The following is a 25,814-nucleotide window of genomic DNA, read 5'->3' as shown; positions in this document are numbered from 1 at the left end:
GTCTCACCGTCGCAGCAACGGGCGCAGCATGAAGGCGAGCGCGAGCAGCGACCCGGCGACGAGCCCCGACCACAGGAGGATCGCGCGGGGCGTGCCGAACAGGTCGATGCGTTGGGGCGCGGGCGGGGCCTGGGCGTCGGCGCGGACCTCCTGGACGGTGGTCTCCACCTTGCCCTTGCGACCCGGCTTGATCTCCCGGGTGAGCGCGTCGTGCACCTGCACGACACCCGCCCCGGTCCACGGGTTGGTCGCCTTGCCGTCCGGGCCCTCGGGAGCACCGGCTCCCTCGGTTGTCGCCTGCAGCCGGGCGACCAGCTGCTGGGGGGTCTCGCGGGGGAAGCGCTGCTTGAGCAGGGCCATGACCCCGGTGACCTCGGCGCTCGCCCACGACGTCGCGACCTGGTCGACGACGCAGACCTGACCGGTGGCGTTGGCCGAGATCGCGCCCAGCGTCGGCGCGGCGACGTCGGTGTCCAGGTTGGGCAGGACGTAGGTGCTGGGGCTCTCGTCGCCGGGCGGGGTCGCGCTGACCGCGAGCACGCCCGGGTAGTCGGCGGGGAAGACGTCGGCGTCGTTGTCGGGCGTGCCCGCGAAGCCGGAGTCGGGGGTGCCGACCGGGACGTTGCCCGCAGCGGCCACCACGACGACCCCGAGGTCCACGAGGCGCGCGACCGCGGCCTCGAGCTCCGGGTCGGGCTGGCGGACCGCGAGGGAGATGTTGACGATGTCGACCTGCTGCTGCGGCTGCGCCCGGATGACGGCGTCGATGCCCGCAGCGATGCCGGCCGACGTCAGCGGCCGCTCACCCTGCGTGGTGTCGGCGTCGTCGGCGTCGTAGACCTTGACGTCGAGGACCTGGGCGTCGGGCGCGACGCCGCGCGGCCCGGCGATGAGCCCGCCGACGATCGTGCCGTGTCCGGAGAGGCGGGTGTCGGGGTTGACGCCCGCGATGGCCGTCGCGCCGGCGATGTCGAGCCCCTCGATGCCGACCATCCCGCTGTCGATGACGGCGATCTTCACGCCCTTGCCGGTGGCGAGCTCCTGCGCCTGCTCGACGTGCATCCGCTCGAAGGCGAGGTTGTCCTTGGTGTGGGTGTCGGCCAGCCGTTCGGAGTCGGGCACCTCCGACTCGAGGCAGGGGGCGTCGTGGTCGGCGGCGGCGGGAGGCGCCCCGAGCGGCACCACCGAGGCCGCGAGCAGGCCGGCGGCGAGCGTCGTACGCACGGACGGGAGGCGCGGCAGGGGCAGGCGACGACCCGTCGACGGTGCAGCCATCAGCCGGCGTCCGCGGCCGCGTCGTCCGCCGGCGGGGCATCCTCGGGGACCCGGCGCGCGCTGTTGGTCGACAGCTGCACGCCCGGCTGGAAGAACTCCAGCCACGCGCTCGGCACGAGCGGCGGTTCGACGTCGCCGTAGCCGAGGAAGTCGGGTACCTCCGAGCCGACCAGCTCGTACTTCTCGCCCTTGGGGTCGATGACGTAGCGGGTGCCGGCGTCGGCGGCCTCACCCGAGCCGGAGAGCACGTAGGCGCCGGCGCTCGGCTCGACGTCGACCGCGTGGCGGCCGGGGCGTACGTCGTCGCGGTAGGGGTCGGCCGCGCCGGTCGGGTTGGTCGCGAGGCTGAACGTGGCGTCGGCACCGGTCGCGGGGTGGAGCACCGCGCAGAGCGCACCGTTGGTGATCGGCTGCGGTACGTCGCTGGGCCACTCCGCGGGCGTGCTGGGGTCTCCGAAGGAGGCGGAGAGGTCGCCCGGGAGCTCCTGCGCCGGCTGCTCGACGACGCCGTAGACCATGCCGGCGAAGTCGCTGAGCCGCTCGGGCTTCTCGTCGCCGAGGAGGTAGTAGGAGCCGCTGCTGGAGAGCAGCAGGTCGCCGATGCGGTACTGCGAGAGGTCGGTGCCGGTGCTGCCGTAGGGCACGGGCTCCCCGGGCCGGGTGACCCCGAAGGACGCCTTCTCGAGGGGCTCGCCGAGCCGGAACAGGTTCAGCCAGTCGGGGTCGACCTCGGTCGCCGACGCCCCGAACCCGAGCCGGTCGCCCAGGGTCGAGGACTGGGTCTCGTCCTCGGGCATGGGGAAGCGGTAGGCACTGCCCTGCTTGCTCCCGACGGCCGGCGCGGTGGCGATCAGCCAGGTCGTGCCCTCGCTGCTCACCAGGAAGGCGGACCCCGCCAGGTCCTCGACGGTGGGCGTGCGCTGCATCGCGACCTTGATGCCGACCCCGTCCCCCGTGCAGGCGGTCCAGCCGTCGTTGACCAGCTCGTCCGCCGACGGGAGGCTGGCGGGCGCGGCGTCGATGCCGAGGTCCTCACCGAGCTGGACGGTGCGGATGTACTTGTCGCGGACGGTGAACGGCGTGAGCTCGTCCTGTCCGAGCAGCAGCTGGGCCGAGACGTAGTTGGGCACCCGCTGCAGCAACGGGTCGTCGCCGCCGCGCAGGACGACGTACTGCTCGCCGGTGTCCTTGGAGATCACGAAGCTGCCCTCGTCGAGCCACTGCGCGGGCGGGCGCCCGAGGAGGAACCCCGCGATCGCGGCTCCGGCGAGGAGGAGGACGGAGAGGGCGACGCCGCCGATCAGCACGCGGCCGGGCTTCACCGGCTCCACCTCACGGCCGCCCGGGGCGCCGGAGACGAAGGCGGTGACGAGGCGGCGGCGGCTGAAGGCGTGGGCCTCGACGAGGTCCTTCTTGGTGGCCATCGATCAGCCCGCCACCGCGGAGACGAAGCCGGCCGCGAGGACCATCAGCGGGAGCAGCGCGAGCAGCGTCATCGTCTCGACGACGTCGCCCATGCGGCCGCGGCGCACCGACGGCGAGGCCGGCACGAGGGTCAGTGCGAGCAGGACGGCCCCGACGCCGGCGAGACCGATCGCGGCGCCGGCACGCCAGCCGTCGTGGATGAGCAGCATCGACAGGGCCACCGAGACCAGGCCGAGGATGCCGGAGACGAGGCCGGCGAGCACCTCCGAGCCGGTGCGGTACTGGCGGGTGCGGAACATGACGGCCAGGCAGCACACGGCGGCCAGGATCGTGCCGTAGACCCCGCGCCCGACGGCGAACGGGGCGAGCAGGACGAGGAGCGTGCCGACCGAGGCGGAGACCGCGAGCAGGATCTCGTGGCCGACGCGGGCGTCGTCGGCGACCTCGTCCGGGTCGATCTCGTCGGGATCGGCGGTGATGTCGTGGAGCGAGTAGAGCTGGTCGACGCTCGTGCCGGTCACCCCGAGGGCGAGCCACGGGAAGATGCTGCCGGCCAGGACGACCAGGGTGAGCAGGACGACGAAGACGGTGGACGGCTCGAGCGAGAACACGCGGATGAGCACCGAGCCCGCGACGACGACCGCGCCGACCACGACGGCCGGGATCACGAGCGCGCGGCCGCCCTGGAGGCCGACCACGGCTACCAGCCCGACGGCGAGGACGCCGAGCCCGGCGAAGAGGAGTGCGTCGGAGAAGAACGCGTCGTCCAGCGGCCAGCTCCAGGCGGGCAGATCGCCGGGTGCGAGCAGGAGCCCGGCGACCGCGGCGTAGACGGCGGCGAGCAGCGAGACGACGACCCCGGCCTCGGGCTCGCCCTGAGCGCGGGTGAGCACGATGCCGCCGACGACGAGGAGTCCCGCGATCACGGCCGCGGCGACGCCGCCCAGCACGCTCTCGCCCAGCAGGAGGAGGGCCAGCGCGCCGAGGCCGAGCAGGATGCTGCCCGCACCCAGCGCCGTACGCCGTCCTGCCGCCGGCTCCCACGGCTTGAGCTCGTTCTCGACGACGTCGGCCATCGCCTCGACGACGTCGTCGTAGACGCGCGGGGCCTTGTCGTCGACGCCGGCGGAGACGGTCAGAAGGCCACCGTCCTCGATGCCCTGCATCGTCAGGCCGGCGTTGTTGACCAGGATCCGGCCCTCCTGGGTCACCAGGCGGTAGCCGCCGTAGACGGTGGAGGCGTCGAGCAGGCCGACCGAGCGGGCGAGCTCCGGAACGAGCTCGGCGACCGGGATCGAGCCCGGCAGCACGAGATCGACCCGTCGCGATCCCGAGGCGATGGTCACCCGGACCAGGCCTGAGGCGACCGAGGACCCCTGACTCATTGGTGTTTCCCCCTGAATGTCCTTGCAGCTGCGTCGGCCGCGGGGCCTGGGCACTGAACGGGGAGCAGCCTAGGCGAAAGCCGCTCGCGAAAATGCCACGAGGCCGGACGTCCCCGGAGGGACGACCGGCCTCGGACGGTGTGCGGTGCTCAGAAGCGGTTGGCGCCCCGGGCGTCGGCCGCCTTGTACTCGGCGTTGGACGAGTCCACGCCCTGGCTGGCCTGCTGGAGCAGGAGGGTCATCTCGGACATCGCCTGGTCCCACTTGGCCTTCGCCTGGTCGTACGCCATCTTGGCGTTACCGTTCCAGTCCGCCTTGAGGGGGTTGAGCTCGTTCTCGAGCTGGTCGAGGCGCGACTCGATGTCCTTGGCCGCCTTCATCACGTCGGCCGCACCGGCGTCGAGGGTGCCGTGCTGGACCTTGATTCCGTCGAAAGTCATGTCGATCTCCTAGTTCTCAGAAGTCGGGTGCCGGCGTCAGCCGAGACGGCCCTGGAGGTTGGCGTGGTTGGCGGACTGCGACTCGTCGGTCGAGACGTTGTCGCGCTCCGTCTCCTTCATGGAGGCCGAGAGCTGGTCGAGGGCCTTGAGGATGGTCTCCTGCTTCTGGTCCCAGGCGATCATGAGGTTGTTGAACGCGGTGGCACCCTGGCCGCCCCATCCACCCATCATCGTCTGGATGTTGCCGGAGAGGACGCCACACTTGTTCTTGACGTCGCCGCGGGCCTGGTCGACGAAGTCGGCGCCCTTGGAGAGGGCCTTCTCTGTCTGGCCGTACATCTCGCTCATGTCGATCCTTCTCCCTCGGCGGTCGAACCGACCGAGTGTTGTGTGTTGGTGACTCACTGGACTGGTGATCCGGTGCTCGGGGAGACGTCCCGGCCCCCCGCGCTGACGTGCATCTACCCGACCGCTTTGGGCCTAAACATGAATCCACCGATCGACGGACTCATGTCGATCAGGAGGTCATTTCCCACAGGCGCCGGAAGACCCCGGCCGCGACCACGGCCGACGCGAAGGCGAAGCTGCCGCACAACGACTCGGCGACCTCGGCGCGGCGCGACCACCACACCGACCGCCAGCCGCGGCCGGCCGCCACGGCCGCGGCGAGGGCGATCACGCCCAGCCCGACGGTGACGTAGACGAACACGTCGACGTGGCTCGCGCCGGGCCCCGCGGCGAGGTGCACGGCCAGCGCCACGAGCGCGCCGAGGCCGGCCAGGCGCAGCAGGATCCGTGYGGCGGCGTGGCGGTAGGAGCGGGCGGCGAGGAGCAGCGAGCAGCCCGCGAAGAAGACCAGGCAGCGGGCGCCGATGCGGTCGAGGTCGATGGTCGCCGTGTGCAGCAGCAGCGGGCTGGCGACCAGCATCGTCACCATGATCGCGGCCGCGGCGCCGGTGACGATGCGCGAGGCCCGGTGCACCAGGCGCTCCATGGCGTCGCCGGCGACCACGATGCGGCCGCGGCGACCCTGGCGCCGGCTGTCGCGGGCCGACCAGGCGGTGACGGCCAGCCGGTCCAGGTCGAGCAGCGCCTCGTCGGGCACGTCGACGGCGAGGGAGGGCGCGAAGCGCGCCGCCATCATCGAGAGGAAGACCAGCAGCGTCCAGGTGACCCGGGCGTCCCAGCCGAGCATCGCCGGGACGGCACAGCAGGCGAAGACCGTGAGGCCGCTGACGATCCACACCGTGCTCACCTCGTCGTCGTGGACCGACAGGGCGCGGCCGATGCCGGCGACGACGGCCGACGAGATGCCGGCGGCTCCGAGGACGGCCGGGAGCAGGTGGATGCCCGGCTCGTGGAGTGCCGCGAACGCCGCGGCGGCAGCGAACGCCGGTGCGGCGGCCGCACGCTGTCGGGCGTGACGACCGACCGGCAGCACTCCGGCGATCGAGCAGGCGAGCAGCACACCGACGGCGACGGTGCGCAGGACGTCGTCGCCCGCGCGGCCGGCGTACCAGGCGGCGAGTGCGGCGACCAGCGCCGCGACCCAGGCGATCATCGCGGCGAGCGCGGGGCTCTCCGGGGCGTTCTTGGCGGCCTGGAGGAGGGTCACCCGGCGCGGCCGGTGCACGCCGGTCGTCGCGACGAGCACGTCACCGGGCTGGATGCCCGCCTCGCCCAGCGGCACGGCGGCGTTGAGCCGCTCGCCGAGGGCGGTCTGCAGCAGCGGGATGCCGGGTACGTCGGCCTGCTTGGCGTACTCCCGCGCGACGTCGACGGCGGTCGCGCCGGCGGGCACGACGAGGTCGAGCACCCCGGCCGGGCCGTGGATGCTCAGCGCGATGGTCGCGCGAGCACTGCTGGACATCGCGACGTCCGACACGGATTCCCCCTCTGCGTTGCCCACCGTACGAGCACCACCCCGCTGGAGAGTAGTCGCAGGTGCGGTCGGCACGGCAGCACCTATCATCGTCGCGACTTCATCGGGCACGGCACTGGGGGACGCGTTGAGCACGACACTGCGGGGCGGTCAGAGGCTCGACGAGCCGGAGATGCCGGGTGGACAGATCGTGCTGCAGCCGCCGCCCGAGCTGCAGGAGGGCGAGGGCGCCGGCGGCGTGCTGATGAACGCCATCCCGATGCTCGGCAGCCTGGGCTCCATCGTGCTCGTCGCGACGATGGGCGGCGCCAACAAGAGCCGGAGCTTCCTCGCGGCCGGCATGTTCCTGTTCGCCACGCTCGGCTTCATCATCGTCCAGATCGACCGGCAACGTAAGCAGCGTGCGCAGCAGGTCACCGGATCGCGCACCGAGTACCTGCGCTACCTCAGCAACATCCGCAAGGTCGCGCGCGAGGCCGCCGACCAGCAGCGGCGGGCGCTCAACTGGCACCACCCCGAGCCCGCCGCGCTGCCCTCGCTGGCCGAGGACCGCACCCGGCTGTGGGAGCACACCGCGACCGACGACAACTTCCTGCACGTGCGCTACGGCTTGTGCTCGCAACCGCTGTCGCTGGAGCTGGTGCCACCGGAGAGCGCGCCGGTGGACCAGGTCGACCCGGCCGCCGCGTCCGCCCTGCACCGGCTCCTCGTCGTGCACCGCCTGCAGCCCAACCTGCCGGCGTCGATCGACCTGCGTGCCTTCGACCGCATCGAGCTGTGCGGCGACGCCGAGGAGGTCCGCTCGACGGCGCGCGCGATGATCTGCTCCGCGACGGCGTTCCAGAACCCCGACCAGCTCGTCGTCGCGGTGCTCAGCTCCGAGCAGAACCTCACCCACTGGGACTGGGTGAAGTGGCTGCCGCACGCGCAGAGCACCCGCGAGGCCGACGCGGTCGGGCCGATGCGCCTGGTCTCGACCTCCCTCGACGACCTCGGCAGCCTGCTCCCGCCCGACCTGAGCGACCGGCCCCGCTTCGGCGCCGACGAGCGCGCCGCCACGCCGCACATCCTGCTGGTCATCGACGGCGGCCACCTGCCGCCCGGCAACCACATCGTCCCGCCCGACGGCCTGCACGGCGTCACGCTGCTCGACCTGCCGAGCCGGTGGGACGAGCTCGAGGACTCCACCCGCCTGCGCCTGGAGTTCGCCGACGCCCCCGACGAGCTCGGCAAGCGCCCGGTGAGCGCCCTGCGGATGCGCGGCGAGCCGGTCCGCGCGCTCGCCGACCAGTGCGACATCGCCACGGCCGAGGCGTTCGCCCGGCGCATCGCGCCGCTCAAGACCGCCAGCGCCGAGTCGTCCTCGGCCGGCGGCGCCGTCGACATCACCTCGACGACCCCCGACCACATGGACCTGCTCGGCCTCGGCGACATCTTCAGCTACGACCCGGCGACCGCCTGGCGGCCGCGCCCCGCGCGCGACCGGCTGCGGGTCCCGATCGGCATCGGCGACTCCGGTGGCCTGATCCACCTCGACATCAAGGAGTCCGCCCAGCAGGGCATGGGCCCCCACGGCCTCGTGATCGGCGCGACCGGCTCCGGAAAGTCGGAGTTCCTCCGCACGCTGGTCCTCGGCCTGGTCATGACGCACTCGTCCGAGCAGCTCAACCTCGTGCTCGTCGACTTCAAGGGTGGTGCGACCTTCGCCGGCATGGCCGACATGCCGCACGTCTCGGCCGTCATCACCAACCTCGCCAACGAGCTCACCCTCGTCGACCGCATGCAGGACGCGCTCTCCGGCGAGATGACCCGGCGCCAGGAGCTGCTCCGCGACGCCGGCAACTACGCGTCGGTGCGCGACTACGAGAAGGCCCGCGCCAACGGCGAGCCGCTCGAGCCGATGCCGTCCCTGTTCATCGTCGTCGACGAGTTCTCCGAGATGCTCTCGGCCAAGCCGGAGTTCATCGACCTCTTCGTCGCCATCGGTCGCCTCGGCCGCTCGCTCGGCCTGCACCTGCTGCTCGCGTCGCAGCGGCTCGAGGAGGGCCGGCTGCGCGGCCTCGAGTCCCACCTGTCCTACCGCGTCGGCCTCCGCACCTTCTCGGCCGGCGAGTCCCGGGCCGTCCTCGGTGTGCCGGACGCCTACGAGCTGCCCGCCGTCCCCGGCCTGGGCTACCTCAAGCCCGACCAGTCCACGCTGCTGCGCTTCAAGGCGGCGTACGTCTCGGGGCCGCCGTCGAGCCGCACCCGCGTCACCCGCGACGAGGGCGGCGCGATCCGCGGCATCCTGCCCTTCACGATCTCCGAGGTGCAGGCCCTCGAGCCGACCGAGGAGGTCACCGAGGTCGCGACGCCGCAGCCCCACCAGGGCGAGCAGCCCTCCCTGCTCGACATCGCCGTCACGCGCATGGTCGGCAAGGGGCCCGAGGCGCACCAGGTCTGGCTGCCGCCGCTCGACGTGCCCGACACGCTCGACGAGCTCATGCCCGACCTCGTCGAGAGCCCCGACCTCGGCCTGACGTCGCCGCAGTGGCGCAACGTGCCGGGCCTGGTCATCCCGCTCGGCACCGTCGACCGGCCGCGTGAGCAGCGCCGCGACACGATGACCCTCAACCTCACCGGCGCGGCCGGCCACGTCGCCGTCGTCGGCGGACCGCGCTCGGGCAAGAGCACGATGCTGCGCAGCATCGTCACGAGCATGGCGCTGGTGACGACGCCGACGGAGTCGCAGTTCTTCGTGCTCGACTTCGGCGGCGGCACGTTCGCGCCGCTGGCCCGCCTCCCCCACGTCAGCGGTGTCGCGACCCGCTCGGAGCCCGACGTCGTACGTCGTGTCATGGCCGAGGTCGAGGGCATCGTCGACCGGCGCGAGGCCTACTTCCGCGAGAACGGCATCGACTCGATCGAGACCTACCGCCTGCGTCGTACGCAGGGCCGCGTCGACGACGGGTGGGGCGACGTCTTCCTCGTCATCGACGGCTGGAGCACGCTGCGCGCGGAGTTCGACGACCTCGAGATGGAGATCCAGCAGCTCGCCGCGCGCGGCCTGACCTTCGGCCTCCACATCGTCACTGCCTCCACCCGGTGGGCGGACTACCGCGCCGCGATGCGTGACGTCTTCGGCTCCAAGCTCGAGCTGCGGCTCGGTGACCCCCTCGACTCCGAGGTCGACCGCAAGGTCGCCGCGCTCGTCCCGGTCGGCCGTCCCGGCCGCGGTCTCGTACCGTCCAAGCTGCACTTCCTCGGCGCGCTGCCGCGCATCGACGGCGACGGCAGCGCCGACACCCTCGGTGACGGCGTCGACCACCTCATCGACCGGATGGCCGCTGCGTGGAAGGGCCCGCAGGGTCCCAAGCTGCGCCTGCTGCCCGAGAAGGTCACCCTCGAGGCGGTGCGCGAGGACGCCGTGCGCCGGCAGCTGCCGCAGAAGCAGATCCTGCTCGGCATCAACGAGAAGGAGCTCGCGCCGGTCGGCCTCGACGTCGACGCCGAGCCGCACATGCTGATCTTCGGCGACGGCCAGTCGGGCAAGAGCGCGCTGCTGCGGGCGTACGTCCACGAGATCATGCGCACCCGCACGCCCAAGGAGGCGCAGATCGTCCTCGTCGACTACCGGCGCTCGATGCTCGGCGAGGTGCCCGACGAGTACCTCCTCAACTACCTGACCTCGGCGACCCAGGCGACGCCGACGCTGAAGGACATCGCGAGCTACCTCGAGGGCCGCATCCCCGGCCCCGACGTCACGCCCGACCAGCTGCGCAGCCGGTCGTGGTGGACGGGCGCCGAGGTGTTCGTGGTCGTCGACGACTACGACCTCGTGGCGACCGCGCAGTCCTCACCCGTCTCGGCACTGCAGCCGCTGATGGCGCAGGCACGCGACGTCGGCCTGCACGTCGTCGTGGCGCGTCGCACGGGTGGTGCGTCACGCGCGCTCTACGAGCCGGTCATCCAGTCGTTGCGCGACCTCGCGATGCCCGGCGTGATGCTGTCGGGTCCCCGCGACGAGGGCGTCCTGATCGGCAACCTGCGTCCGCAGCCCGCCCCGGAGGGCCGCGCCCGCGTCGTCACCCGCGACGGCGGCACCCAGACCGCGCAGCTGGCCTGGCTCGACCCGACCATGTGAGCGTTCGAGCGATCTACCGCCGACCGCTCTTGAACATCCCGCGGGCGATCTCGCGGGCGGCGGTGCTCATGAAGTCCTTGAACGCGCGTGACTTCACGACGCTCTCCACCATGCCGTCCTCCTCCTTCGGCGCCCGCTCGGCCTTCGTGGTCACGCGCTCGTTCTTCTGCTCGCGCGCCATCTCCTTGACGCGGGCGTCCTCCGCGGCCTTGCGGGCACCCTCCTCGAGCTTCTTGGCGAGCAGCTCGCGGGCGGACTCGCGGTCGATCGCCTCGGCGTACTTCGCGGTGAGCGGCGAGGCCTTGACCGCCGCCTCCATCTCGGCGGTGGGCGCGGGGTCCATCAACGACTCGGGGGCCCGCAGCCGGGTCCAGGCGACGGGGGTCGGCGCACCGCGCTCGTTCATCACCGTCACCACCGCCTCGCCGATCCCGAGCGACGTGATGACCGCGCCGAGGTCGTCGTACGCGCTGTTGGGGTAGGTGTTGACGGTCGCTTTGAGGGCCTTGGCGTCGTTGGGGGTGTGGGCGCGGAGCTGGTGCTGGATCCGCGAGCCGAGCTGGCCGAGCACGTCGTCGGGGACGTCGGTGGGCGACTGCGTCACGAAGAAGACGCCCACGCCCTTGGACCGGATCAGCCGCACGGTCTGGGCGATCTGGTCGAGGAAGGCGTCGGAGGCGTCGTTGAAGAGCAGGTGCGCCTCGTCGAAGAAGAAGACCAGCTTGGGCTTGTCGAGGTCGCCCTCCTCCGGCAGGTCGTGGAAGAGGTCGGCGAGCAGCCACATCAGGAACGTCGAGAAGAGCGCAGGCCGGTCCTGGAGGTTGGGCAGCTCGAGCAGGCTGACGATGCCGCGTCCGTCCTCGGCGGTGCGCAGGAACTCCTTGGTCTCGAACTCCGGCTCGCCGAAGAACACGTCGGCGCCCTGGGCCTCGAAGGCGACCAGCTCACGCAGGATCACGCCTGCGGTCTGGGGCGAGAGCCCGCCGATCGTCTTCAGCTCGGCCTTCCCGGCCGCGTCGGCGGTGAGGTACTGCAGGACCGCGCGCAGGTCGGCGAGGTCGAGCAGCGGCAGCCCCTGCTTGTCGCAGTAGTAGAAGACCAGGCCCAGCGAGGACTCCTGCGTCTCGTTCAGGCCGAGCACCTTCGCGAGGAGGGTCGGCCCGAACGCGCTCATCGTCACGCGGACGGGTACGCCGACGCCCTGGCCGCCGATCGCGTAGAACTCCGTCGGGAAGCCGGTCGCCTTCCAGTCCTGGCCGACGCTGGCGGTGCGCGCGGACAGCTTGTCGCTCGGCTCCCCCGGCACGCTGATGCCGGACAGGTCGCCCTTGATGTCGGCTGCGAAGACGGGCACGCCGTTCGCGCTGAGCTGCTCGGCGAGCAGCTGCAGGGTCTTCGTCTTGCCCGTGCCGGTGGCGCCCGCGACGAGGCCGTGGCGGTTGAGCATCCCCAGCGGGATGCGGATGCGTACGTCGCTGAGGTCGTCGGCGTTCAGCATCAGCCCACCGAGCTCGAGCGCGTCGCCCTCGAACAGGTAGCCGGGTGCGACGGCCTCTGAGATGGGGTCTGAGATGGGGTCCGAGGCCGGTGCCGGAACCGGGTCGGGGACCGGGGCGCTCGCGGTGGTCTCCTCGGCGGGTGCGGACGGGGTGGGCTCGGCCTCGGGCGTCTCGCTCATGTCGCGAGCCTAGCCGGGCGCGACGGCGTCGCTCCCGGCCTGACGAGCGAGGCCGCGTGACCCCGCGCCCACCCACTGGCGGAGACGAGGACGAGGCCCGTGAGGGGGCGTCGTTATGATCACCGGCGTGATCTTCAAGCGGGTGGGCGACGGCCGGCCCTACCCCGACCACGGGCTCGACTCGCGCGGCTGGGCAGACCTGCCCCCGCGCCAGGTGCGCCTCGACGAGCTGGTGACCACCAAGGACACCCTGCGGCTCGACACGCTCCTGGACGAGGACTCGACGTTCTACGGCGACCTGTTCGCCCACGTCGTGCAGTGGAAGGGCGACCTCTACCTCGAGGACGGCCTGCACCGCGCCCTCCGCGCCGCGCTCCAGCAGCGCAGCGTGCTGCACGCCCGCGTCCACCAGGCGGCCGACGAATGACGGGTGCGGCTCGGTCGGCGCTCACGCTGGCCGTCCTCGCCGTGCTGGTGCTGATTGCCGCGGTGTGGGGATGGGCCGCCTTCACCCAGCCGTTCCCCGAGGACGAGCCGGTCGCGATCTGCGAGGACACGACGCTGCCCGCCGGTTCGGAGGTGCGCCGCGACCAGGTCGTGGTGAGCGTCTTCAACGGCAGCAAGCGCAGCGGCCTCGCCGGAGCCACCATCGCCCAGCTCGCCGAGCGCGGCTTCGTCGAGGGCACCGTCGGCGACTCCCCGCTCCCCGCGGCCACCACCCAGATCTGGTCCTCCCAGCCGGACAACCCGGCGGTCGTGCTCGTGCAGCGGCAGTTCAAGCGCGCGCAGGTCGTCCAGGGCGACGAGCTCGGCCCCGGCGTCGTCGTGGTGGTCGGCGAGAAGTTCCAGTCGCTGAAGAAGAAGCAGGTCGAGTCCGTGGTCACCGAGGCCGACGCGACCTGGTGCAAGGCCACCGGCTCGGAGTGACGGCCCCGCCGGCTGGTCCGACCTAGTCCTTGTCCTTGTCACGGCGCTTCGGGTCGCCGACCCACTGCGCCAGTCGCCCGTTGTCGGAGACCTGGCGCATCCGCGCCTCCGTGGCCTCGCGCTGCTTGCGCGGCGTCACCACGAGCAGGTCGTCGCCGTGCCGCAGGACCGTACGACGCTCGGGGACGAGCACCTCGCCCGACCTGATCACCAGCGAGACCGAGGCCCCCTGCGGCAGCCGCAGCTCCCCGACCTCGACGCCGTGCATCTTCGAGGTGGGCGCGATCGTCACCTGCAGGAGGTCGGCGGCGACCCGGTCGAGCGGCGCCGCCTCCACCTCGAGGCCCCGCGGTTCCGAGCGACGGGCGACCCCGAGCGTGCGGGCCACCCACGGCAGGGTCGGGCCCGTCAGCAGCGTGTAGACGACGACCATCACGAAGACGATGTCGAACAGGTCCTCGGCGCCCTCCACGCCCTCCGACAGCGGGATCGTGGCCAGCACGATCGGCACCGCACCGCGCAGGCCGGCCCACGACAGGAACGCCAGGTCGCGCCGCCCCATCGGCTGCACGATGCTGCTGACGACGACCGACAGCGGCCGGGCCACGAGCGTGAGCACGAGGCCGGTGGCCAGCGCCCGGACGACGGTGTCGAGGTCGATGCGGGCCGGCGAGAGGAGCAGCCCGAGCATCACGAACAGCCCGATCTGGGCCAGCCACGCCACCCCCTCGGAGAACGAGCGGGTCGCCACCCGGTGCGGGAGCTCGCTGTTGCCGAGGATCAGCGCGGCGATGTAGATCGCGGCGAACCCGGAGGCGTGCACCGCCGACGCAGCGCCGTACGCCGCGAAGGCCAGGCACAGGACCGCGAGCGGGTAGAGGCCGGATGACGGCAGTGCCGCCCGTCGCATCACCCACGCGCCGCCCACGCCGATCGCGGCGCCGATCAGCCCGCCGGCGATCAGCTCGAAGACGATGAGGCCGCTGGTCTCGAGCAGGCCCGCCTCCCCGATCGCACCGGTGGAGATGATCCCCACGAGCACGACGGTCGGGGCGTCGTTGAGACCGGACTCGGCCTCGAGAGCGCCCGTGAGGCGCTTGGGCAGCGGGAGCGCGCGCAGGACGGAGAACACCGCGGCCGCGTCGGTGGGCGAGCAGATCGCGCCGAGCAGGATCGCCAGCTCCCACGGGAGGCCGAGGAGGTAGTGGGTCCCCACGGCGACAATGGCCACCGACACCGCCACGCCGATCGTCGCGAGCGACAGGCCGAGGCGGACGCTGGAGCGCATCTGCCGCCAGTCGGTGGTCAGGCCACCTTCGGCCAGGATGACCGCCAGCGCCCCGAACCCGAGCGCGTGCGCGAGCTGGGCGTCGTCGAAGGGGATGCCGAAGGGTCCGCCCTCGCCGAGCAGGACGCCGATGAAGAGGTAGATCAGCAGCGACGGCAGCCCCGCGCGCGCCGAGAGCCGCACCGCGAGGATCGCCGCGAGGGTCACGACCGCACCGACCAGCACGAACTCGTCGAGCTGGTGGACGTCGAACGTCATGTGACCTCTGGGTGGCTCTGCGGCTTGCGGGGCGGACTGGATCCTATCGGCCGCCAACGCGCCCCCCGGCCGCCTCGACCGGGCTCGGACGGTCCGGCCCCGGCGCGTCAGGGGCCGGTTGCGGCACAATCGCCTGCCGGAAGAGGACGTTTGAGGTGCCGCTGACGGGGTAGGCGTCACCGGACGAGAGGGAGTGATCGATGTACGGCGACACCGCTGCGGGCCGCAAGCGCGTGGCGCAGCTCCGTGAGCAGGGTGGCGACATCCGGGCCCTGGCCGCCCGGCTCGTGTCCCAGGCCGAGGCCGTGCCGTGGCACGGCAAGGCCGCCGACGCGATGCGCGAGCGCATCAAGGAGCGCGCCTCCCACCTGCGCACCGCAGCCGCCCAACACGAGACCGCCGCCGACTCGCTCGCCCGGCACCTCGTGGAGGTCGACACGCTCAAGGAGGCGATCGACGTACGCGCCCACAAGGCCACCACGCTCGTCGAGGACGCCCGCACCCGGGCCGGCGAGGCGTCCGGGCCCGACGGGATCCCGGCCGATGCCGACGAGGCCGACGCCTCCCTCCTCGCCTTCGACCCTCCCCCGGCCGGTCACAAGGACTGGCTGACCGTGAACCTCCCGGGGCTCTGACATGGTGACCATCGACCTGACCACGCCTCCGCCGCCGCCCACCAGCTTCATCGACGCGATGGCTCGTCGGCTCGCGCTCACGCTGCCAGAGCTCCGCCTCGTCGCCGAGCTCGCCGGCGGCGCCCCGCTGCCCTTCGACCTGCCCAGCGGCGCCGACGGGACCGTCGACGCGGGCTCGCTGTCCGGCCGCCTCGGCAAGAGCCGCGGCTCGGTGGAGGACTCCGCCTACACCGACGCCCTCCGCACGCTCCACGACCCGGAGGACACCCTGCGCCGACGCGGCCTGGTGACCGACGCGGGCGCCGACCCCGGCGTCGTCGGGGCCGTCGGGCTGCTCGCGACGCCCCGCCTGGCGCTCGACATCGACGTCGCCGCCGGGGCCACCCAGGTGAAGGCCTGGCACCGCCAGGCCGGCGGCGCGGTCGCCAGCCTGTCGACCTGCGACGGCATCGTCTTCGAGCTGGCCTGGTTCCCCGTGGACCTGTGGACCACCGAGCTCGCCCGGGTCACGGCCCCTCCGGAGGACCTCCCGATCGCCACCACGCACGTGCCTGCCCACCTCGACGTCCCCTACGCGCTCGCCGACTCGGTCGGGGAGGCGCTCCGCTCCGGCCGAGCCGACCTGGTGCCGGTGCTGGTCGACCGGTCCGCCGGCGGCGTGGTGCTGGCCGACGGTCGTGAGATCAGCGGCGCCGAGGCCGCCGACGCCGTGTCGGCCGTGCACACCGAGGGTCGCGGCCGCATGCGCATCCTCGCCGCCGAGGTGTCCGAGCGCGCCACGACGTCGGTCGGCGTCGTGTCGTGGGTGCTGCTCCGCGACGGCTGGCACTCCCTGACCCCTCGCCACGACGACGACGGCGCCCGGATCGCGGTCTCCCGCGTCGACCCCGACGACCTGGCCACCGAGCTGGCGCCCGTGCTGGCGCAGGTCACCGCCCCGGAGGACACCCCGACATGAAGCCACCCCACGGCCTTCTCGGCCTCCCCCGCTGCGCTCCCCCGTCCGACAACGCCGCAGGGACCCCGACATGAGCGACCTCGACATCCCCCGCACCCACGACGGCCCGCCGGAGGACTCCTCGGCGTCGGTGGCCGCCGACAAGTACGACCAGATGCTGGCGCTGGCCGACCTGTTCGACATCTCCGGCAACGAGATGCGCACCCGTGCCCGCCTCGGCACCGAGATCCTCACCGACGACGACGTCGTCGACTCCGGCGAGCTGTCCAGGGCGACCTGGGGCGAGGCCGAGGAGGACATCCGCGCCGCCACGACGGGCAAGAGCGGGCTGCTGGCCCGCTCGGTCGAGCTCGACGCCGACGCGCTCGTCGTACGCGCCACGGTCCTCACCTACCGCTGGATCGACGAGCTGCAGCTGGCGGCCTACAAGACGCTCGGCTCCATCGCCGGCCGCGCGATCGGCTACCTCGCCCCCGAGGTCGCCCTCGGTGGCGCGATCGTCAGCGCCGGCTTCATCGAGACCGACACCCTCGACCGTGACGACGTCACCGCCTACCTCAACGAGCTCGCCGAGAACAACCCCGACCTGATGGACCACCTCTCCGGTGGCGGCGGCCTGCTCGACGGGCTGCAGATGCGCTCGCTCCTCACCGCCGGGGCGCTCGCCTCCGACCAGGGCGCCCACGCGGCGCGCGGCGGCCTGCGGGCGATCGGCGTGGACCCGTTCCCCACCGACGCCGTGTCGGCCTTCCGCGACTCCGCGGGCTCGTTCGTCGAGGCCGAGATCCCGGAGGCCGAGGTCGACAGCAGCGCCGGCACCGCTCCCCGCTCGCTCGAGGAGCTGATGGCCAACCTGCTCGCCGAGGACAAGCGGATCAGCGTCCAGCGCGTCGGCGCAGGCCGCTACATCGCCTACCTCCCCGGCTCGCTCAACCACGACGCCGGCCGGCTGCGCCTCGTCGGCGCCGACCCGACGACGACGATCAGCCAGGTGGTGCGGGCGATCGAGGCGTCGGTCACCGAGGACGACGCCCGGGTGATGCTCGTGGGCTCGGCAGCCGGTGGCGCGATCGCCACCGAGATCGCCGCGACGGCCCGCTCGTCACGCTTCGTGGTCGACCAGGTCGTCACCGCCGGCGCCCCGTCCGCCCAGGTGCCGCGGATCCCGGCGGCCACCCGGGTGCTGTCGCTCGAGGACCGCTCCGACCCGGTGGTGCTGCTCGGGTCGCTCATCAACGCCTCGACGACCAACCGGCTCACGGTCGTCTTCGACGCGGCCGGCGCCGAGGGCACCCAGCTCTACGTCACCGGCGCCCGTGCCGCCGACAGCGCCGCCCACCCGGAGCTGCGCGCCGAGATCACCCGCATGCAGGACCTCGGCTTCCTCGCCGGCTGACCGCCAGCGTCAGACGATGCCGTGCACGAACTCGCCCAGCTGGGCGAGGTTGCGGCACTCCACCATGGGGACGATCTCTCCGTAGCGGTCGGCCGCGCTGTCGCCGGTGCCCCAGTGACGGGGGTGCTCGGGGTTGAGCCACCAGGCGTGCCGCGCCCGACCGGCGAGGTCGCCGAGCACGGGCAGCGCGAGGTCGCTGTAGTTGGACCGCCCGTCGCCCAGCACCAGCAACGACGACCGCGGCCCGACGGCGTCCGGGTGCTCCTCGGCGAACCGGGTCAGCGACCGGCCGTAGTTGGTCCGCCCCCACAGCGCGGCCTGGGAGATCTGCCCGGACAGCGACTCCATCACCTCGACCACGTCGGCCCCCGGCCGGAAGCTGTCGCTCACCTCGACGACGTCGTCGACGAAGGTGAACGCGCGCACGCCGCTGAAGGCCTCCCGCAGCGCGAACACCAACATCAGGGTGAACTGGGCGAAGTTGGCCACCGAGCCGCTGACGTCGCAAAACACGACCAGGTCGGTGCGGTGCGGACGCTTGGGACGGTGGTGGGTGGCCAGCGGCACCCCGCCCGTCGCGATCGACGCGCGCACGGTGCGGCGTACGTCGAGGGGACCGCGCCGGCGGGCGTGCTGCTCCTTCGTCAGCCGCGCAGCGAGCCGTCGGGCGAGGGGGTAGATCTCCCGCCGCATCTCCTCGAGGTCGCTGCGGCGGGCGGCGGTGAAGTCGAGCCGGTCGATGGTCGGACGGACGGTGACGTCGGCGACGTGCTCGGGCCCCTTCTCCTCGGCGATGCGCCGACGGGCGTCGCCCTCGACCAGCCGAGTAAAGTCCCCGACCCGGCGCCCGGCCGTGCGCTGGGCCTGCTCGTCGTCGAGACCCTCGCCGAGCAGCCCCTGCACGAGCCGGTCCATCAGCTCGGCGGGCGACACCCGCTGGAGCGAGGTGTAGGCCGACCAGCTCGACAGGCCCGGCCCGCGGCCCGGCATCGCACCGAAGCGGGCGACCGCCTCGACTGCAAGATCCTGCAACGCCTGCTGGTCCCCGGAGGCCAGGGCGTCGGCCAGCGCCTCCCGGAAGCGCTCGAGGTCCGGGCCGGTGTCCTGCGGGCCCGCCGCCGGCTCGAGGCCGTCGCCGGCCACGCCGCTGCCGATGAGCCGCGGGAAGTAGATGTCGAAGACGGCGTCGAACGTGACGCGCTGCGGCTGTCGCTTCACGAGGGTGGCGGCGTAGGCGGCACGCACGGTCTCGCGGTCGTGCCAGTGCACCTTCTCCAGCGCGCTGATCGCATCGAGGCCCTCGGCCAGCGACACCGACAGGCCCGCGGAGCGCAGCGCCTCCACGAAGCCGATGTGGGTGTCGAGCAGGCTCATCGTGACGCCAGCTTCAGCTCCCTGGCCGCACGCTGCTGGTCGGACGCGTGCTTGAGCACCACGCCGAGGGTGCGGGCGACGGTGGCCTCGTCGAGGTCGCCGACCTGCAGCGCCACCAGCGTGCGCGCCCAGTCGACGGACTCCGCGATCGACGGGGCCTTCTTGAGCTCGAGCTCGCGCAGGCGTACGACGACGTCGACGAGCTGGGCGACCACCTTGTCGTCGAGCCGCGGCACCTGGCTGGTGACGATCGCCCGCTCCCGCTCGGCGTCGGGGTAGTCGAGGTGCAGGAACAGGCAGCGGCGCTTGACCGCCTCGGACAGCTCACGGCTCGCGTTGGACGTCAGGACCACGAACGGACGGCGGGTGGCCGTCACCGTGCCCAGCTCGGGGATGGTGACCTGGAAGTCGCTGAGCACCTCCAGCAGCAGGCCCTCGACCTCGATGTCGGTCTTGTCGACCTCGTCGACCAGCAGCACCGTCGGCTCGTCGCGCCGGATCGCGCTGAGGAGCGGCCGGGTGAGCAGGAACTCCTCGGTGAAGATGTCGTCGTGGGTCGCGCTCCATGACTGGTCGCCGCCGGCCGCTTGGATGCGGAGCAGCTGCTTCTTGTAGTTCCACTCGTAGAGGGCGCGCGCCTCGTCCAGGCCCTCGTAGCACTGCAGCCGCACCAGCTCCGCGCCCGCGGCGCGGGCCACCGCCTTGGCGAGCTCGGTCTTGCCGACGCCCGCCGGTCCCTCGACGAGCAGAGGCTTCTCGAGCGCGCCGGCGAGGTACGCCGTCAGCGCCGTGGCGTCGTCGGTGAGGTAGCCGGTCTCGCGCAGCCGGGCCGCGGCGTCGTCCGGGGACTCGAACCAGGTCGTCACCCGGGCGAGCCTAGCCGCGCCCGCGGCGCCGGGTCGTGCAGCCTGGCCGGCCTCGACGCAAACCCCTCGCGCGGGCCGGTGCACGTCCCTAGGGTCGTGAGATGTCCTCGGTCAGCACCGTCCACGGCAGCCGCGCCCTCCCGGCCGGCTTCGCCCACCCGCACGCCTCGGAGGAGGCCCGGGCCATCGCCGAGGAGGGCATGATCCTGCGCGTCCAGGTCGGCTCCGGGGTGCACGGCACCTCGATCAGCGGGCAGGACGACCGCGACGAGATGGGCATCTGCCTCGAGCCGGCCCGGTTCGTGACCGGCCTGGCGCGCGTGCCCCGCGGCATCGACGGGGAGGACCGGGAGGTCGACTTCGAGCAGTACCAGCGCCACACCGTGTGGGACGAGCCCGGCGGCCTGGCCAACCGGTCGGGGGCGGGCGACCTCGACGTGGTCGTCTACTCGGCGCGGAAGTGGTGCCGGCTCGCACTGGCCGGCAACCCGACCGTGCTCCTCGCGCTCTTCGTGCCCGACGACGAGGTGGTCTTCCGCAACGAGGTCGGCGCGGAGCTCGTCGCCAACGCCCACCGGTTCGTCTCACGCCTGGCTGCCGACCGGTTCCTCGGCTACCTGCGGTCGCAGGAGGCGGCGATGACCGGTGCCGTCGGCGCGCACACCAACCGCCCCGAGCTGGTCGCCGTCCACGGCTACGACACCAAGTTCGCCATGCATGCGCTGCGACTCGGCGTGCAGGGCACCGAGCTGCTCACCACCGGCCGGATCACGCTGCCGGTCCCCGAGCCCGCCCTGTCCTTCCTCCGTTCTGTGCGCCGGGGAGAGGTCGGGCTCGACGAGGTGGTGGCCGCTGTCGGCGAGGCCGAGCGCCGGCTCGAGGAGCTGCGCGAGTCAGCGGACCTCCCGCCCCAGCCCGACCGGGCCTGGGTGGACGACTGGCTGCACCGCGTGCACCTGGCCTACTGGGAGGCCACCTGACCCGGGAAGGTCGAGGTTCGCTCGCACCAGGTACGAGTGAACGTCACGTCAGCAGAGGCTTCGCTGGCGTTCAAGCCGCCTCTGCTGAGCCCTTCGCTCCGCGAAGGGCTCAGCAGCCGCCAGACCCGGCCACGCCCCCTCAGCCGGCGGCTTGCTCCGCTGCGCCTCAGCAGAGGGGGCGGGATTCGAACCCGCGGTAGGTCTCCCTACGACCGCTTTCAAGGCGGTTCCGATCGGCCGCTCCGGCACCCCTCCTCGTACGACGCCGGGGCGCCGCACACCGCGGGACTCTACCCAACCGCGCGGGCGGGGCCGTCGTACGCAGGCAGGGTGGCGGGACCCGCGCGCCGGGGGCGGGTGGCGCCCGTGGTGAAATCGTCGGCGTGACGACCGAGACCGCCACCGTGCACCGCCTCTCCCCCGCCGTCGCGGCGCGGTTGCTGGGCGTGGTGCTGTGCCTGGTGGCGGTAGTCATCCTGGCGAGCACGCTGGCGATCGCCGTCCTCGACCTGCACACCGTCTTCCTGCTGGTCCCGGTCCTCCTCACCGTGGCGGTCCTGGCCGGCTGCTGGTGGGCGTGGCACACCCGGGGCTGGGTGGTGCGGATGACGCCCGAGGGCTACCGCGTGCAGTGGGTGCGCGGCGTCGGAGTGGCCTCGGGCCGCTGGAAGGACGTCGAGGACGCCGTCACCATGACGGTGGCCGACGCCCCGGTCGTGGTGCTGCGCCTGCGCGACGGCCGGACGACCACGATCCCCGTCCAGATGCTCGCCGTGGACCGCGAGGCCTTCGTGCGGGACGTCCAGGACCACCTGCAGCGCGGACACGGCCTCCGCAAACTGTGACCTGATTCGGCGCACGCGCGCCGAGCCTTGTAACCTTCTGTCCGCCCGGCCGTGGTCGGGCATGGAGGCGTCGCCTAGTCCGGTCTATGGCGCCCGCCTGCTAAGCGGGTTTGGGGCTAAAACCCCATCGAGGGTTCAAATCCCTCCGCCTCCGCCAGTGTCGGCCCCCTCCCACCGAGGGGGCCGGCCGGCTGGCAGCGCATGGATTTGCAGGAACCTGCAATGCACAGAACTGCAGCCGACTGGACGGGACGTGGCCGCGCACGGTGGGCGACAATGGTCATGTCATCCCCTGTGACAGGACCAAGAGGTGGAAACCCCATGACCCCAGTACGCCGTATCGCCGCCGCCGCACTCGTGGCAGTTCTCGGATTCGGTGTGGCCGCCATCGGCGCAACGCCGGCGCAGGCCATCGACACCAGCTGGGGACGGATCAACATCCGCAACTGAGACCAGCCGTGCCTAGAATGGGCACGCAACGAAGAGCTGGGACACGGACCCCTCAACCCCCCACGAGTTCTGGTCCGATGGCCTCCCCCACAGGCCCGTCCCGGCATGAGGGCAGCACCTCCACGGAGGTGCTGCCCTCCCCCTCATTTCGGGCCGATCGGTCAGGCCGGGTGGCCAGGCTGAGGGATCAGGCTGAGGGATCAGGCTGAGGGATCAGGCTGAGGACTCGTCGGTCTCGCGGCCGGAGATGCCGCGCTTGCCCATCTCGTAGCCGAGCTGGAACCTCGTCTCCACCTCGAACTCGCTCTTCAGGTCCGCGACGTAGGCCGCGTAGGTGCGGGGGCTGACGCCGAGGCGCTTGGCGCCGACCGGGTCGGCCCGGCCCTCGAGGAGCATCCGGATGGTCATCGCCCGCTGCTCGGCGGCGATGTCGCGCACCAGCGACGTCTCGCTGCTGGTGAACGGACGCGCCCGCTCCCAGTGGCGCTCGAACATGTCGACCAGGTAGCCGACCATCGACTTGTCGCTGATCACCATCGCGGCGTCGGTGCCCTCGTGGCTCGGGATGAGCGCGACCCGCCGGTCGACCACGATGAGGCGGTTGAAGAACTCGTCGAGGGTGCGCACCTCCGCGCCGGCCGCGGTCACCGCAGCGACGTACTTTCGGGTGTCCGCCCCGCGTCGCGCGGCGTGCTGGTAGAGGGTGCGCATCTTCACGCCCCGCTTGAGGGCGGCGATGTCGCGCGCGCCGACGCCGGCGTCGAGCTGCTTGACGCCCCGGCGGTACTGCGGCTGGGCCGTGAGCAGCTCCTCCTCGGCGTCGCTGACGAGGGAGGCGAGGAAGTTGCCGATGGTGGCGAGTCCGCGGATCTCGGCGAAGGGGCCGCCGACGGCGCTCGGGGAGCGGCGCCAGACGTGGGAGAGGGTGCTGAAGGCGTGGGCCCAGTTGGCGGACTCCGCGATCAGCTCGGCGCCCTGCTGGCCCAGCGGGGCCACGACCCGCGCCTGGACGGCGGCCGGGTCGACGGCGGTCCACGAGCGGCCGTCGTCGCTCCTGATCACCAGGCCGACGTCGACGAGCAGCTCGAACGCGGCGTGCAGCTCGCCCCGCGCGACGATGCGGGCGTCAGAGGCCTCGATGCCTCCGGACGTCACGATCTCCTCGTAGAGGGGCGTCGCGTGCTCCTCGAACACGATCCGCTCATCTGGCCCCAAGGGCATGGCTCACTCCCGCTCGACCGACATCCCCGTGGGGAGGATGGTGCCACACCAGCCCCAGCAGGCACCGCGAGCAGGCGCTCGACGGGCGCCACACGCACCGACCCGCCGCCCGGAGAAACGGGACGGCGGGTCGGCGTGGTGTCGCGGCGTCAGGCGTCGAGGCGCGCCTTCAGCGTGTCGAGCTCGCTCCAGAGCACCGCGGGAAGGTCGTCGCCGAACTTCTCGAACCACTCCTGGATCTGCGGCAGCTCGGCCTTCCACTCGTCGGCGTCGACCGCGAGGGCCTGCGCGAGCTCGGCCTCGGTGAGGTCGAGGCCGTCGATGTCGAGCGAGCCGGGCGCCGGGACGTGGCCGATCGGGGTCTCGACCGCGGCGGCCTGGCCGTCGATGCGCTCGATGACCCACTTGAGGACGCGGCTGTTCTCGCCGAAGCCGGGCCACAGGAAGCCACCGTCGTCGCCGCGGCGGAACCAGTTGACATAGAAGATCTTGGGCAGCTTGGCGGCGTCGTTGTCCTTGCCGATGCCCACCCAGTGGCCGAAGTAGTCGCCGGCGTTGTAGCCGATGAACGGCAGCATCGCCATCGGGTCACGGCGCACGACGCCCACGGCGCCGACCGCGGCGGCGGTGGTCTCCGAGGAGAGCGTGGCGCCCATGAACGTGCCGTGGTTCCAGTCGCGGGCCTCGGTCACCAGCGGGATGGTCGTCTTGCGACGGCCGCCGAAGAGGATCGCGTCGATCGGCACGCCGCGCGGGTCGTCGTACTCGTCGGCGAGGATCGAGCACTGCTTGATCGGGGTGCAGTAGCGGCTGTTGGCGTGGCTGGAGAGCTCGCCGGTCTCCTCGGCGAGCTCGGGCGTCCAGCGCTCGCCCTTCCAGCTGGTGGCCTCGGCGGGCGTGTTCTCCAGGCCCTCCCACCAGACGTTGCCGTCCGGGGTCAGCGCGACGTTGGTGAACACCGAGTTGCCCTGGCGGATGGTCTCCATGGCGTGCGGGTTGGTGTGCTCGTTGGTGCCCGGGGCGACGCCGAAGAAGCCGAACTCCGGGTTGACCGCCCACAGGCGGCCGTCCTCGCCGATGCGCATCCAGGCGATGTCGTCGCCGATCGCCTCGACCTTCCAGCCCGGGATGGTGGGCTTGAGCATGGCGAGGTTGGTCTTGCCGCACGCGCTCGGGAAAGCCGCCGCGACGTACTTGGTCACGCCCTGCGGGGACGTCAGCTTGAGGATCAGCATGTGCTCGGCGAGCCAGCCCTCGTCGCGCGCCATCACCGAGGCGATGCGCAGCGCGTAGCACTTCTTGCCGAGCAGCGCGTTGCCGCCGTAGCCCGAGCCGAAGCTCCAGATCATCCGCTCCTCGGGGAACTGGACGATGTACTTGGTGTCGTTGCACGGCCACGCGACGTCGGCCTGGCCGGCCTCGAGGGGCATGCCGACGGAGTGGAGGGCGGGCACCCACTTCGGGTCCTCGCCCGCGGTCTCGAGCTCCTCGATGCGGCGCAGCACGTCGGTGCCCATGCGGGCCATGACGCGCATCGACACGGTGACGTAGGCCGAGTCGGTGACCTCGATGCCGAACATCGGGTGGTCCGCCTCGAGGTGGCCCATCACGAACGGGATGACGTACATCGTGCGACCCCGCATGCAGCCGGCGTAGAGCCCGCGCATGAGGTCCTTCATCTTCTCCGGTTCCATCCAGTTGTTGGTGGGTCCGGCGTCACGCTCGGCGACCGAGCAGATGTAGGTGCGGTCCTCGACGCGGGCCACGTCGGTGGGGTCGGAAGCCGCGTGGAACGAGTTGGGCATCACGTCGGGGTTGAGGCGGGTGAAGGTGCCGGTCGCCTCGAGGGATGCGGTGAGCTGTGCCCACTCCTCGTCGGAGCCGGTGCACCAGTGGATGGCGTCCGGCTGGGTCAGCTCGGCCACCTCGGTGACCCAGGCGAGGATGCCTGCGTGCGTGGTCGGTGGCGTCGTCTGGGTGTCGATGGTTGCGGTCATGCCGGTTCCTCACAGCTTGCGTCGCGGTCGGTTCGCGCGGCCTCGTTGTCGGCGACTTGTCGCGGACGTTAACGCTCGTGAATCGGCGCACATATTGGATCGATCACAGACCTGTGACCTGCGTCTCGCTACTTGCGCGTACGCCGGTGGGGCTGGGCCAGGCGCGTGCCGAGCGTGCCGCCCGTCGGTCCTCCGACCGGTGCGTCGGGGTGGATGCTGCGGGTCTCCGAGCGCCGGTTGCTGGCCGCGAGCCAGTCGCGGAGGTAGAACTTGGGCAGGATCTTGGCCACGGCGAGCGTCACGTAGACGATCGTGTTGATCGCGACGAAGGCCGCCAGCACGGCGATGAAGTCGTTGCGGAGGATGCTGTCGGGCAGCAGCACGCCCATCGGGACGACGAGGGTCGGCATG

Annotated in this window: 22 protein-coding genes and 2 tRNA genes; 10 read left to right on the top strand and 14 right to left on the bottom strand. The window is 72.2% G+C overall.

From position 1 onward, the window contains the following. Window positions 1-3 precede the first annotated feature (3 nt). From AC1DP1_RS07605 to AC1DP1_RS07580, 6 genes are all read right to left on the bottom strand, one after another. Window positions 4-1,275 carry a S8 family serine peptidase gene (locus tag AC1DP1_RS07605; RefSeq protein WP_477506351.1) on the bottom strand — a complete coding sequence of 424 codons (1,272 nt, stop codon included), beginning with the start codon at window positions 1,273-1,275 and terminating at the stop codon, window positions 4-6. Continuing rightward, window positions 1,275-2,699: a type VII secretion protein EccB gene (locus tag AC1DP1_RS07600; RefSeq protein ID WP_477506350.1), complete on the bottom strand. Its 1,425-nt coding sequence runs from the start codon at window positions 2,697-2,699 to the stop codon at window positions 1,275-1,277. The genes AC1DP1_RS07605 and AC1DP1_RS07600 overlap by 1 nt, the downstream gene beginning before the upstream one ends. Window positions 2,700-2,702: 3 nt before the next feature. Further along, on the bottom strand, window positions 2,703-4,085 hold the full coding sequence (eccD, locus tag AC1DP1_RS07595; protein ID WP_477506349.1) for a type VII secretion integral membrane protein EccD: 1,383 nt from the start codon (window positions 4,083-4,085) through the stop codon (window positions 2,703-2,705). A gap of 149 nt (window positions 4,086-4,234) precedes the next feature. After that, window positions 4,235-4,525 (bottom strand): WXG100 family type VII secretion target, encoded by a 291-nt coding sequence (locus AC1DP1_RS07590; RefSeq protein ID WP_191194118.1) that lies wholly within the window; start codon window positions 4,523-4,525, stop codon window positions 4,235-4,237. A 36-nt stretch (window positions 4,526-4,561) separates the two neighbouring features. After that, window positions 4,562-4,873 carry a WXG100 family type VII secretion target gene (locus tag AC1DP1_RS07585; RefSeq protein WP_179618679.1) on the bottom strand — a complete coding sequence of 104 codons (312 nt, stop codon included), beginning with the start codon at window positions 4,871-4,873 and terminating at the stop codon, window positions 4,562-4,564. Window positions 4,874-5,042: 169 nt separating this feature from the next. Further along, complete coding sequence (locus AC1DP1_RS07580) at window positions 5,043-6,410, bottom strand: hypothetical protein (protein ID WP_477506348.1); 1,368 nt, start codon at window positions 6,408-6,410, stop codon at window positions 5,043-5,045. A gap of 169 nt (window positions 6,411-6,579) precedes the next feature. Here AC1DP1_RS07580 and eccCa point away from each other — a divergent pair, with 169 nt between their 5' ends. Then, complete coding sequence (eccCa, locus tag AC1DP1_RS07575; RefSeq protein ID WP_477506347.1) at window positions 6,580-10,530, top strand: type VII secretion protein EccCa; 3,951 nt, start codon at window positions 6,580-6,582, stop codon at window positions 10,528-10,530. A gap of 13 nt (window positions 10,531-10,543) precedes the next feature. On the opposite strand, the gene AC1DP1_RS07570 is transcribed toward eccCa, so the two are convergent. After that, window positions 10,544-12,208 carry a helicase HerA-like domain-containing protein gene (locus tag AC1DP1_RS07570; RefSeq protein ID WP_477506346.1) on the bottom strand — a complete coding sequence of 555 codons (1,665 nt, stop codon included), beginning with the start codon at window positions 12,206-12,208 and terminating at the stop codon, window positions 10,544-10,546. Window positions 12,209-12,335: 127 nt separating this feature from the next. On the opposite strand from AC1DP1_RS07570, the gene AC1DP1_RS07565 reads away from it, so the two are divergent. Both AC1DP1_RS07565 and AC1DP1_RS07560 read left to right on the top strand, forming a co-directional pair. Continuing rightward, the gene (locus tag AC1DP1_RS07565) at window positions 12,336-12,635 is read left to right on the top strand and encodes a type II toxin-antitoxin system VapB family antitoxin (RefSeq protein WP_457188583.1); all 300 of its coding nucleotides are present in this window, start codon (window positions 12,336-12,338) and stop codon (window positions 12,633-12,635) included. Further along, the gene (locus tag AC1DP1_RS07560) at window positions 12,632-13,135 is read left to right on the top strand and encodes a LytR C-terminal domain-containing protein (protein WP_477506345.1); all 504 of its coding nucleotides are present in this window, start codon (window positions 12,632-12,634) and stop codon (window positions 13,133-13,135) included. Before AC1DP1_RS07565 ends, AC1DP1_RS07560 begins: the two co-directional genes overlap by 4 nt. 22 nt (window positions 13,136-13,157) lie before the next feature. Here AC1DP1_RS07560 and AC1DP1_RS07555 read toward each other — a convergent pair whose 3' ends face one another. Then, window positions 13,158-14,681, bottom strand: coding sequence for a potassium/proton antiporter (locus tag AC1DP1_RS07555; RefSeq protein WP_477506344.1), 1,524 nt, complete (start codon window positions 14,679-14,681; stop codon window positions 13,158-13,160). A 200-nt stretch (window positions 14,682-14,881) separates the two neighbouring features. Between AC1DP1_RS07555 and AC1DP1_RS07550 the strand changes: the two genes are divergently transcribed. The 3 genes from AC1DP1_RS07550 (at window position 14,882) to AC1DP1_RS07540 (ending at window position 17,670) form a co-directional block, all read left to right on the top strand. Further along, window positions 14,882-15,316, top strand: coding sequence for a hypothetical protein (locus AC1DP1_RS07550; protein WP_477506343.1), 435 nt, complete (start codon window positions 14,882-14,884; stop codon window positions 15,314-15,316). A 1-nt stretch (window position 15,317) separates the two neighbouring features. Next, on the top strand, window positions 15,318-16,274 hold the full coding sequence (locus AC1DP1_RS07545; RefSeq protein WP_477506342.1) for a hypothetical protein: 957 nt from the start codon (window positions 15,318-15,320) through the stop codon (window positions 16,272-16,274). Between the two features lie 70 nt (window positions 16,275-16,344). Then, window positions 16,345-17,670: a hypothetical protein gene (locus AC1DP1_RS07540; protein ID WP_477506341.1), complete on the top strand. Its 1,326-nt coding sequence runs from the start codon at window positions 16,345-16,347 to the stop codon at window positions 17,668-17,670. Window positions 17,671-17,679: 9 nt separating this feature from the next. Here AC1DP1_RS07540 and AC1DP1_RS07535 read toward each other — a convergent pair whose 3' ends face one another. Further along, a complete protein-coding gene (locus AC1DP1_RS07535) occupies window positions 17,680-19,044 on the bottom strand; it encodes a vWA domain-containing protein (protein ID WP_477506340.1) in 1,365 nt (454 codons plus the stop codon). Next, window positions 19,041-19,910 carry an AAA family ATPase gene (locus AC1DP1_RS07530; RefSeq protein WP_477506339.1) on the bottom strand — a complete coding sequence of 290 codons (870 nt, stop codon included), beginning with the start codon at window positions 19,908-19,910 and terminating at the stop codon, window positions 19,041-19,043. Before AC1DP1_RS07530 ends, AC1DP1_RS07535 begins: the two co-directional genes overlap by 4 nt. Window positions 19,911-20,011: 101 nt before the next feature. Here AC1DP1_RS07530 and AC1DP1_RS07525 point away from each other — a divergent pair, with 101 nt between their 5' ends. Further along, on the top strand, window positions 20,012-20,890 hold the full coding sequence (locus tag AC1DP1_RS07525; RefSeq protein WP_477506338.1) for a nucleotidyltransferase domain-containing protein: 879 nt from the start codon (window positions 20,012-20,014) through the stop codon (window positions 20,888-20,890). Between the two features lie 170 nt (window positions 20,891-21,060). On the opposite strand, the gene AC1DP1_RS07520 is transcribed toward AC1DP1_RS07525, so the two are convergent. Further along, a tRNA-Ser gene (locus AC1DP1_RS07520) sits at window positions 21,061-21,145 on the bottom strand. A 128-nt stretch (window positions 21,146-21,273) separates the two neighbouring features. Here AC1DP1_RS07520 and AC1DP1_RS07515 point away from each other — a divergent pair. The 3 genes from AC1DP1_RS07515 to AC1DP1_RS07505 all read left to right on the top strand — a co-directional run bounded on the left by AC1DP1_RS07515 (window position 21,274) and on the right by AC1DP1_RS07505 (window position 22,185). Then, window positions 21,274-21,735 (top strand): hypothetical protein, encoded by a 462-nt coding sequence (locus AC1DP1_RS07515; protein ID WP_457188600.1) that lies wholly within the window; start codon window positions 21,274-21,276, stop codon window positions 21,733-21,735. A gap of 63 nt (window positions 21,736-21,798) precedes the next feature. Beyond that, window positions 21,799-21,892 (top strand) — tRNA-Ser (locus AC1DP1_RS07510). Window positions 21,893-22,056: 164 nt separating this feature from the next. Beyond that, complete coding sequence (locus AC1DP1_RS07505) at window positions 22,057-22,185, top strand: hypothetical protein (RefSeq protein ID WP_300048662.1); 129 nt, start codon at window positions 22,057-22,059, stop codon at window positions 22,183-22,185. A gap of 213 nt (window positions 22,186-22,398) precedes the next feature. Here AC1DP1_RS07505 and AC1DP1_RS07500 read toward each other — a convergent pair whose 3' ends face one another. The 3 genes from AC1DP1_RS07500 to AC1DP1_RS07490 all read right to left on the bottom strand — a co-directional run bounded on the left by AC1DP1_RS07500 (window position 22,399) and on the right by AC1DP1_RS07490 (window position 25,813). After that, a complete protein-coding gene (locus AC1DP1_RS07500; protein ID WP_457188602.1) occupies window positions 22,399-23,379 on the bottom strand; it encodes a TrmB family transcriptional regulator in 981 nt (326 codons plus the stop codon). A 176-nt stretch (window positions 23,380-23,555) separates the two neighbouring features. After that, window positions 23,556-25,403 (bottom strand): phosphoenolpyruvate carboxykinase (GTP), encoded by a 1,848-nt coding sequence (locus tag AC1DP1_RS07495; RefSeq protein ID WP_457188604.1) that lies wholly within the window; start codon window positions 25,401-25,403, stop codon window positions 23,556-23,558. Between the two features lie 128 nt (window positions 25,404-25,531). Continuing rightward, a complete protein-coding gene (locus AC1DP1_RS07490; RefSeq protein WP_300048656.1) occupies window positions 25,532-25,813 on the bottom strand; it encodes a hypothetical protein in 282 nt (93 codons plus the stop codon). Between the last annotated feature and the right edge of the window lies 1 nt (window position 25,814).

Source organism: Nocardioides sp. P4_G10 (assembly GCF_056401175.1).
Note: the sequence above shows the minus strand (reverse complement) of the source record. Positions and strands in the feature narration are given on the sequence as shown.

Coding starts and splice junctions, on each gene's coding strand:
- AC1DP1_RS07490 (WP_300048656.1), bottom strand. CDS start 25,813: ATGCCGACCCTCGTCGTCCCGATGGGCGTGCTGCTGCCCGACAGCATC.
- AC1DP1_RS07560 (WP_477506345.1), top strand. CDS start 12,632: ATGACGGGTGCGGCTCGGTCGGCGCTCACGCTGGCCGTCCTCGCCGTG.
- AC1DP1_RS07545 (WP_477506342.1), top strand. CDS start 15,318: ATGGTGACCATCGACCTGACCACGCCTCCGCCGCCGCCCACCAGCTTC.
- AC1DP1_RS07585 (WP_179618679.1), bottom strand. CDS start 4,873: ATGAGCGAGATGTACGGCCAGACAGAGAAGGCCCTCTCCAAGGGCGCC.
- eccCa (WP_477506347.1), top strand. CDS start 6,580: ATGCCGGGTGGACAGATCGTGCTGCAGCCGCCGCCCGAGCTGCAGGAG.
- AC1DP1_RS07600 (WP_477506350.1), bottom strand. CDS start 2,699: ATGGCCACCAAGAAGGACCTCGTCGAGGCCCACGCCTTCAGCCGCCGC.
- AC1DP1_RS07540 (WP_477506341.1), top strand. CDS start 16,345: ATGAGCGACCTCGACATCCCCCGCACCCACGACGGCCCGCCGGAGGAC.
- AC1DP1_RS07505 (WP_300048662.1), top strand. CDS start 22,057: ATGACCCCAGTACGCCGTATCGCCGCCGCCGCACTCGTGGCAGTTCTC.
- AC1DP1_RS07590 (WP_191194118.1), bottom strand. CDS start 4,525: ATGACTTTCGACGGAATCAAGGTCCAGCACGGCACCCTCGACGCCGGT.
- AC1DP1_RS07495 (WP_457188604.1), bottom strand. CDS start 25,403: ATGACCGCAACCATCGACACCCAGACGACGCCACCGACCACGCACGCA.
- eccD (WP_477506349.1), bottom strand. CDS start 4,085: ATGAGTCAGGGGTCCTCGGTCGCCTCAGGCCTGGTCCGGGTGACCATC.
- AC1DP1_RS07605 (WP_477506351.1), bottom strand. CDS start 1,275: ATGGCTGCACCGTCGACGGGTCGTCGCCTGCCCCTGCCGCGCCTCCCG.
- AC1DP1_RS07550 (WP_477506343.1), top strand. CDS start 14,882: ATGTACGGCGACACCGCTGCGGGCCGCAAGCGCGTGGCGCAGCTCCGT.
- AC1DP1_RS07570 (WP_477506346.1), bottom strand. CDS start 12,208: ATGAGCGAGACGCCCGAGGCCGAGCCCACCCCGTCCGCACCCGCCGAG.
- AC1DP1_RS07525 (WP_477506338.1), top strand. CDS start 20,012: ATGTCCTCGGTCAGCACCGTCCACGGCAGCCGCGCCCTCCCGGCCGGC.
- AC1DP1_RS07535 (WP_477506340.1), bottom strand. CDS start 19,044: ATGAGCCTGCTCGACACCCACATCGGCTTCGTGGAGGCGCTGCGCTCC.
- AC1DP1_RS07555 (WP_477506344.1), bottom strand. CDS start 14,681: ATGACGTTCGACGTCCACCAGCTCGACGAGTTCGTGCTGGTCGGTGCG.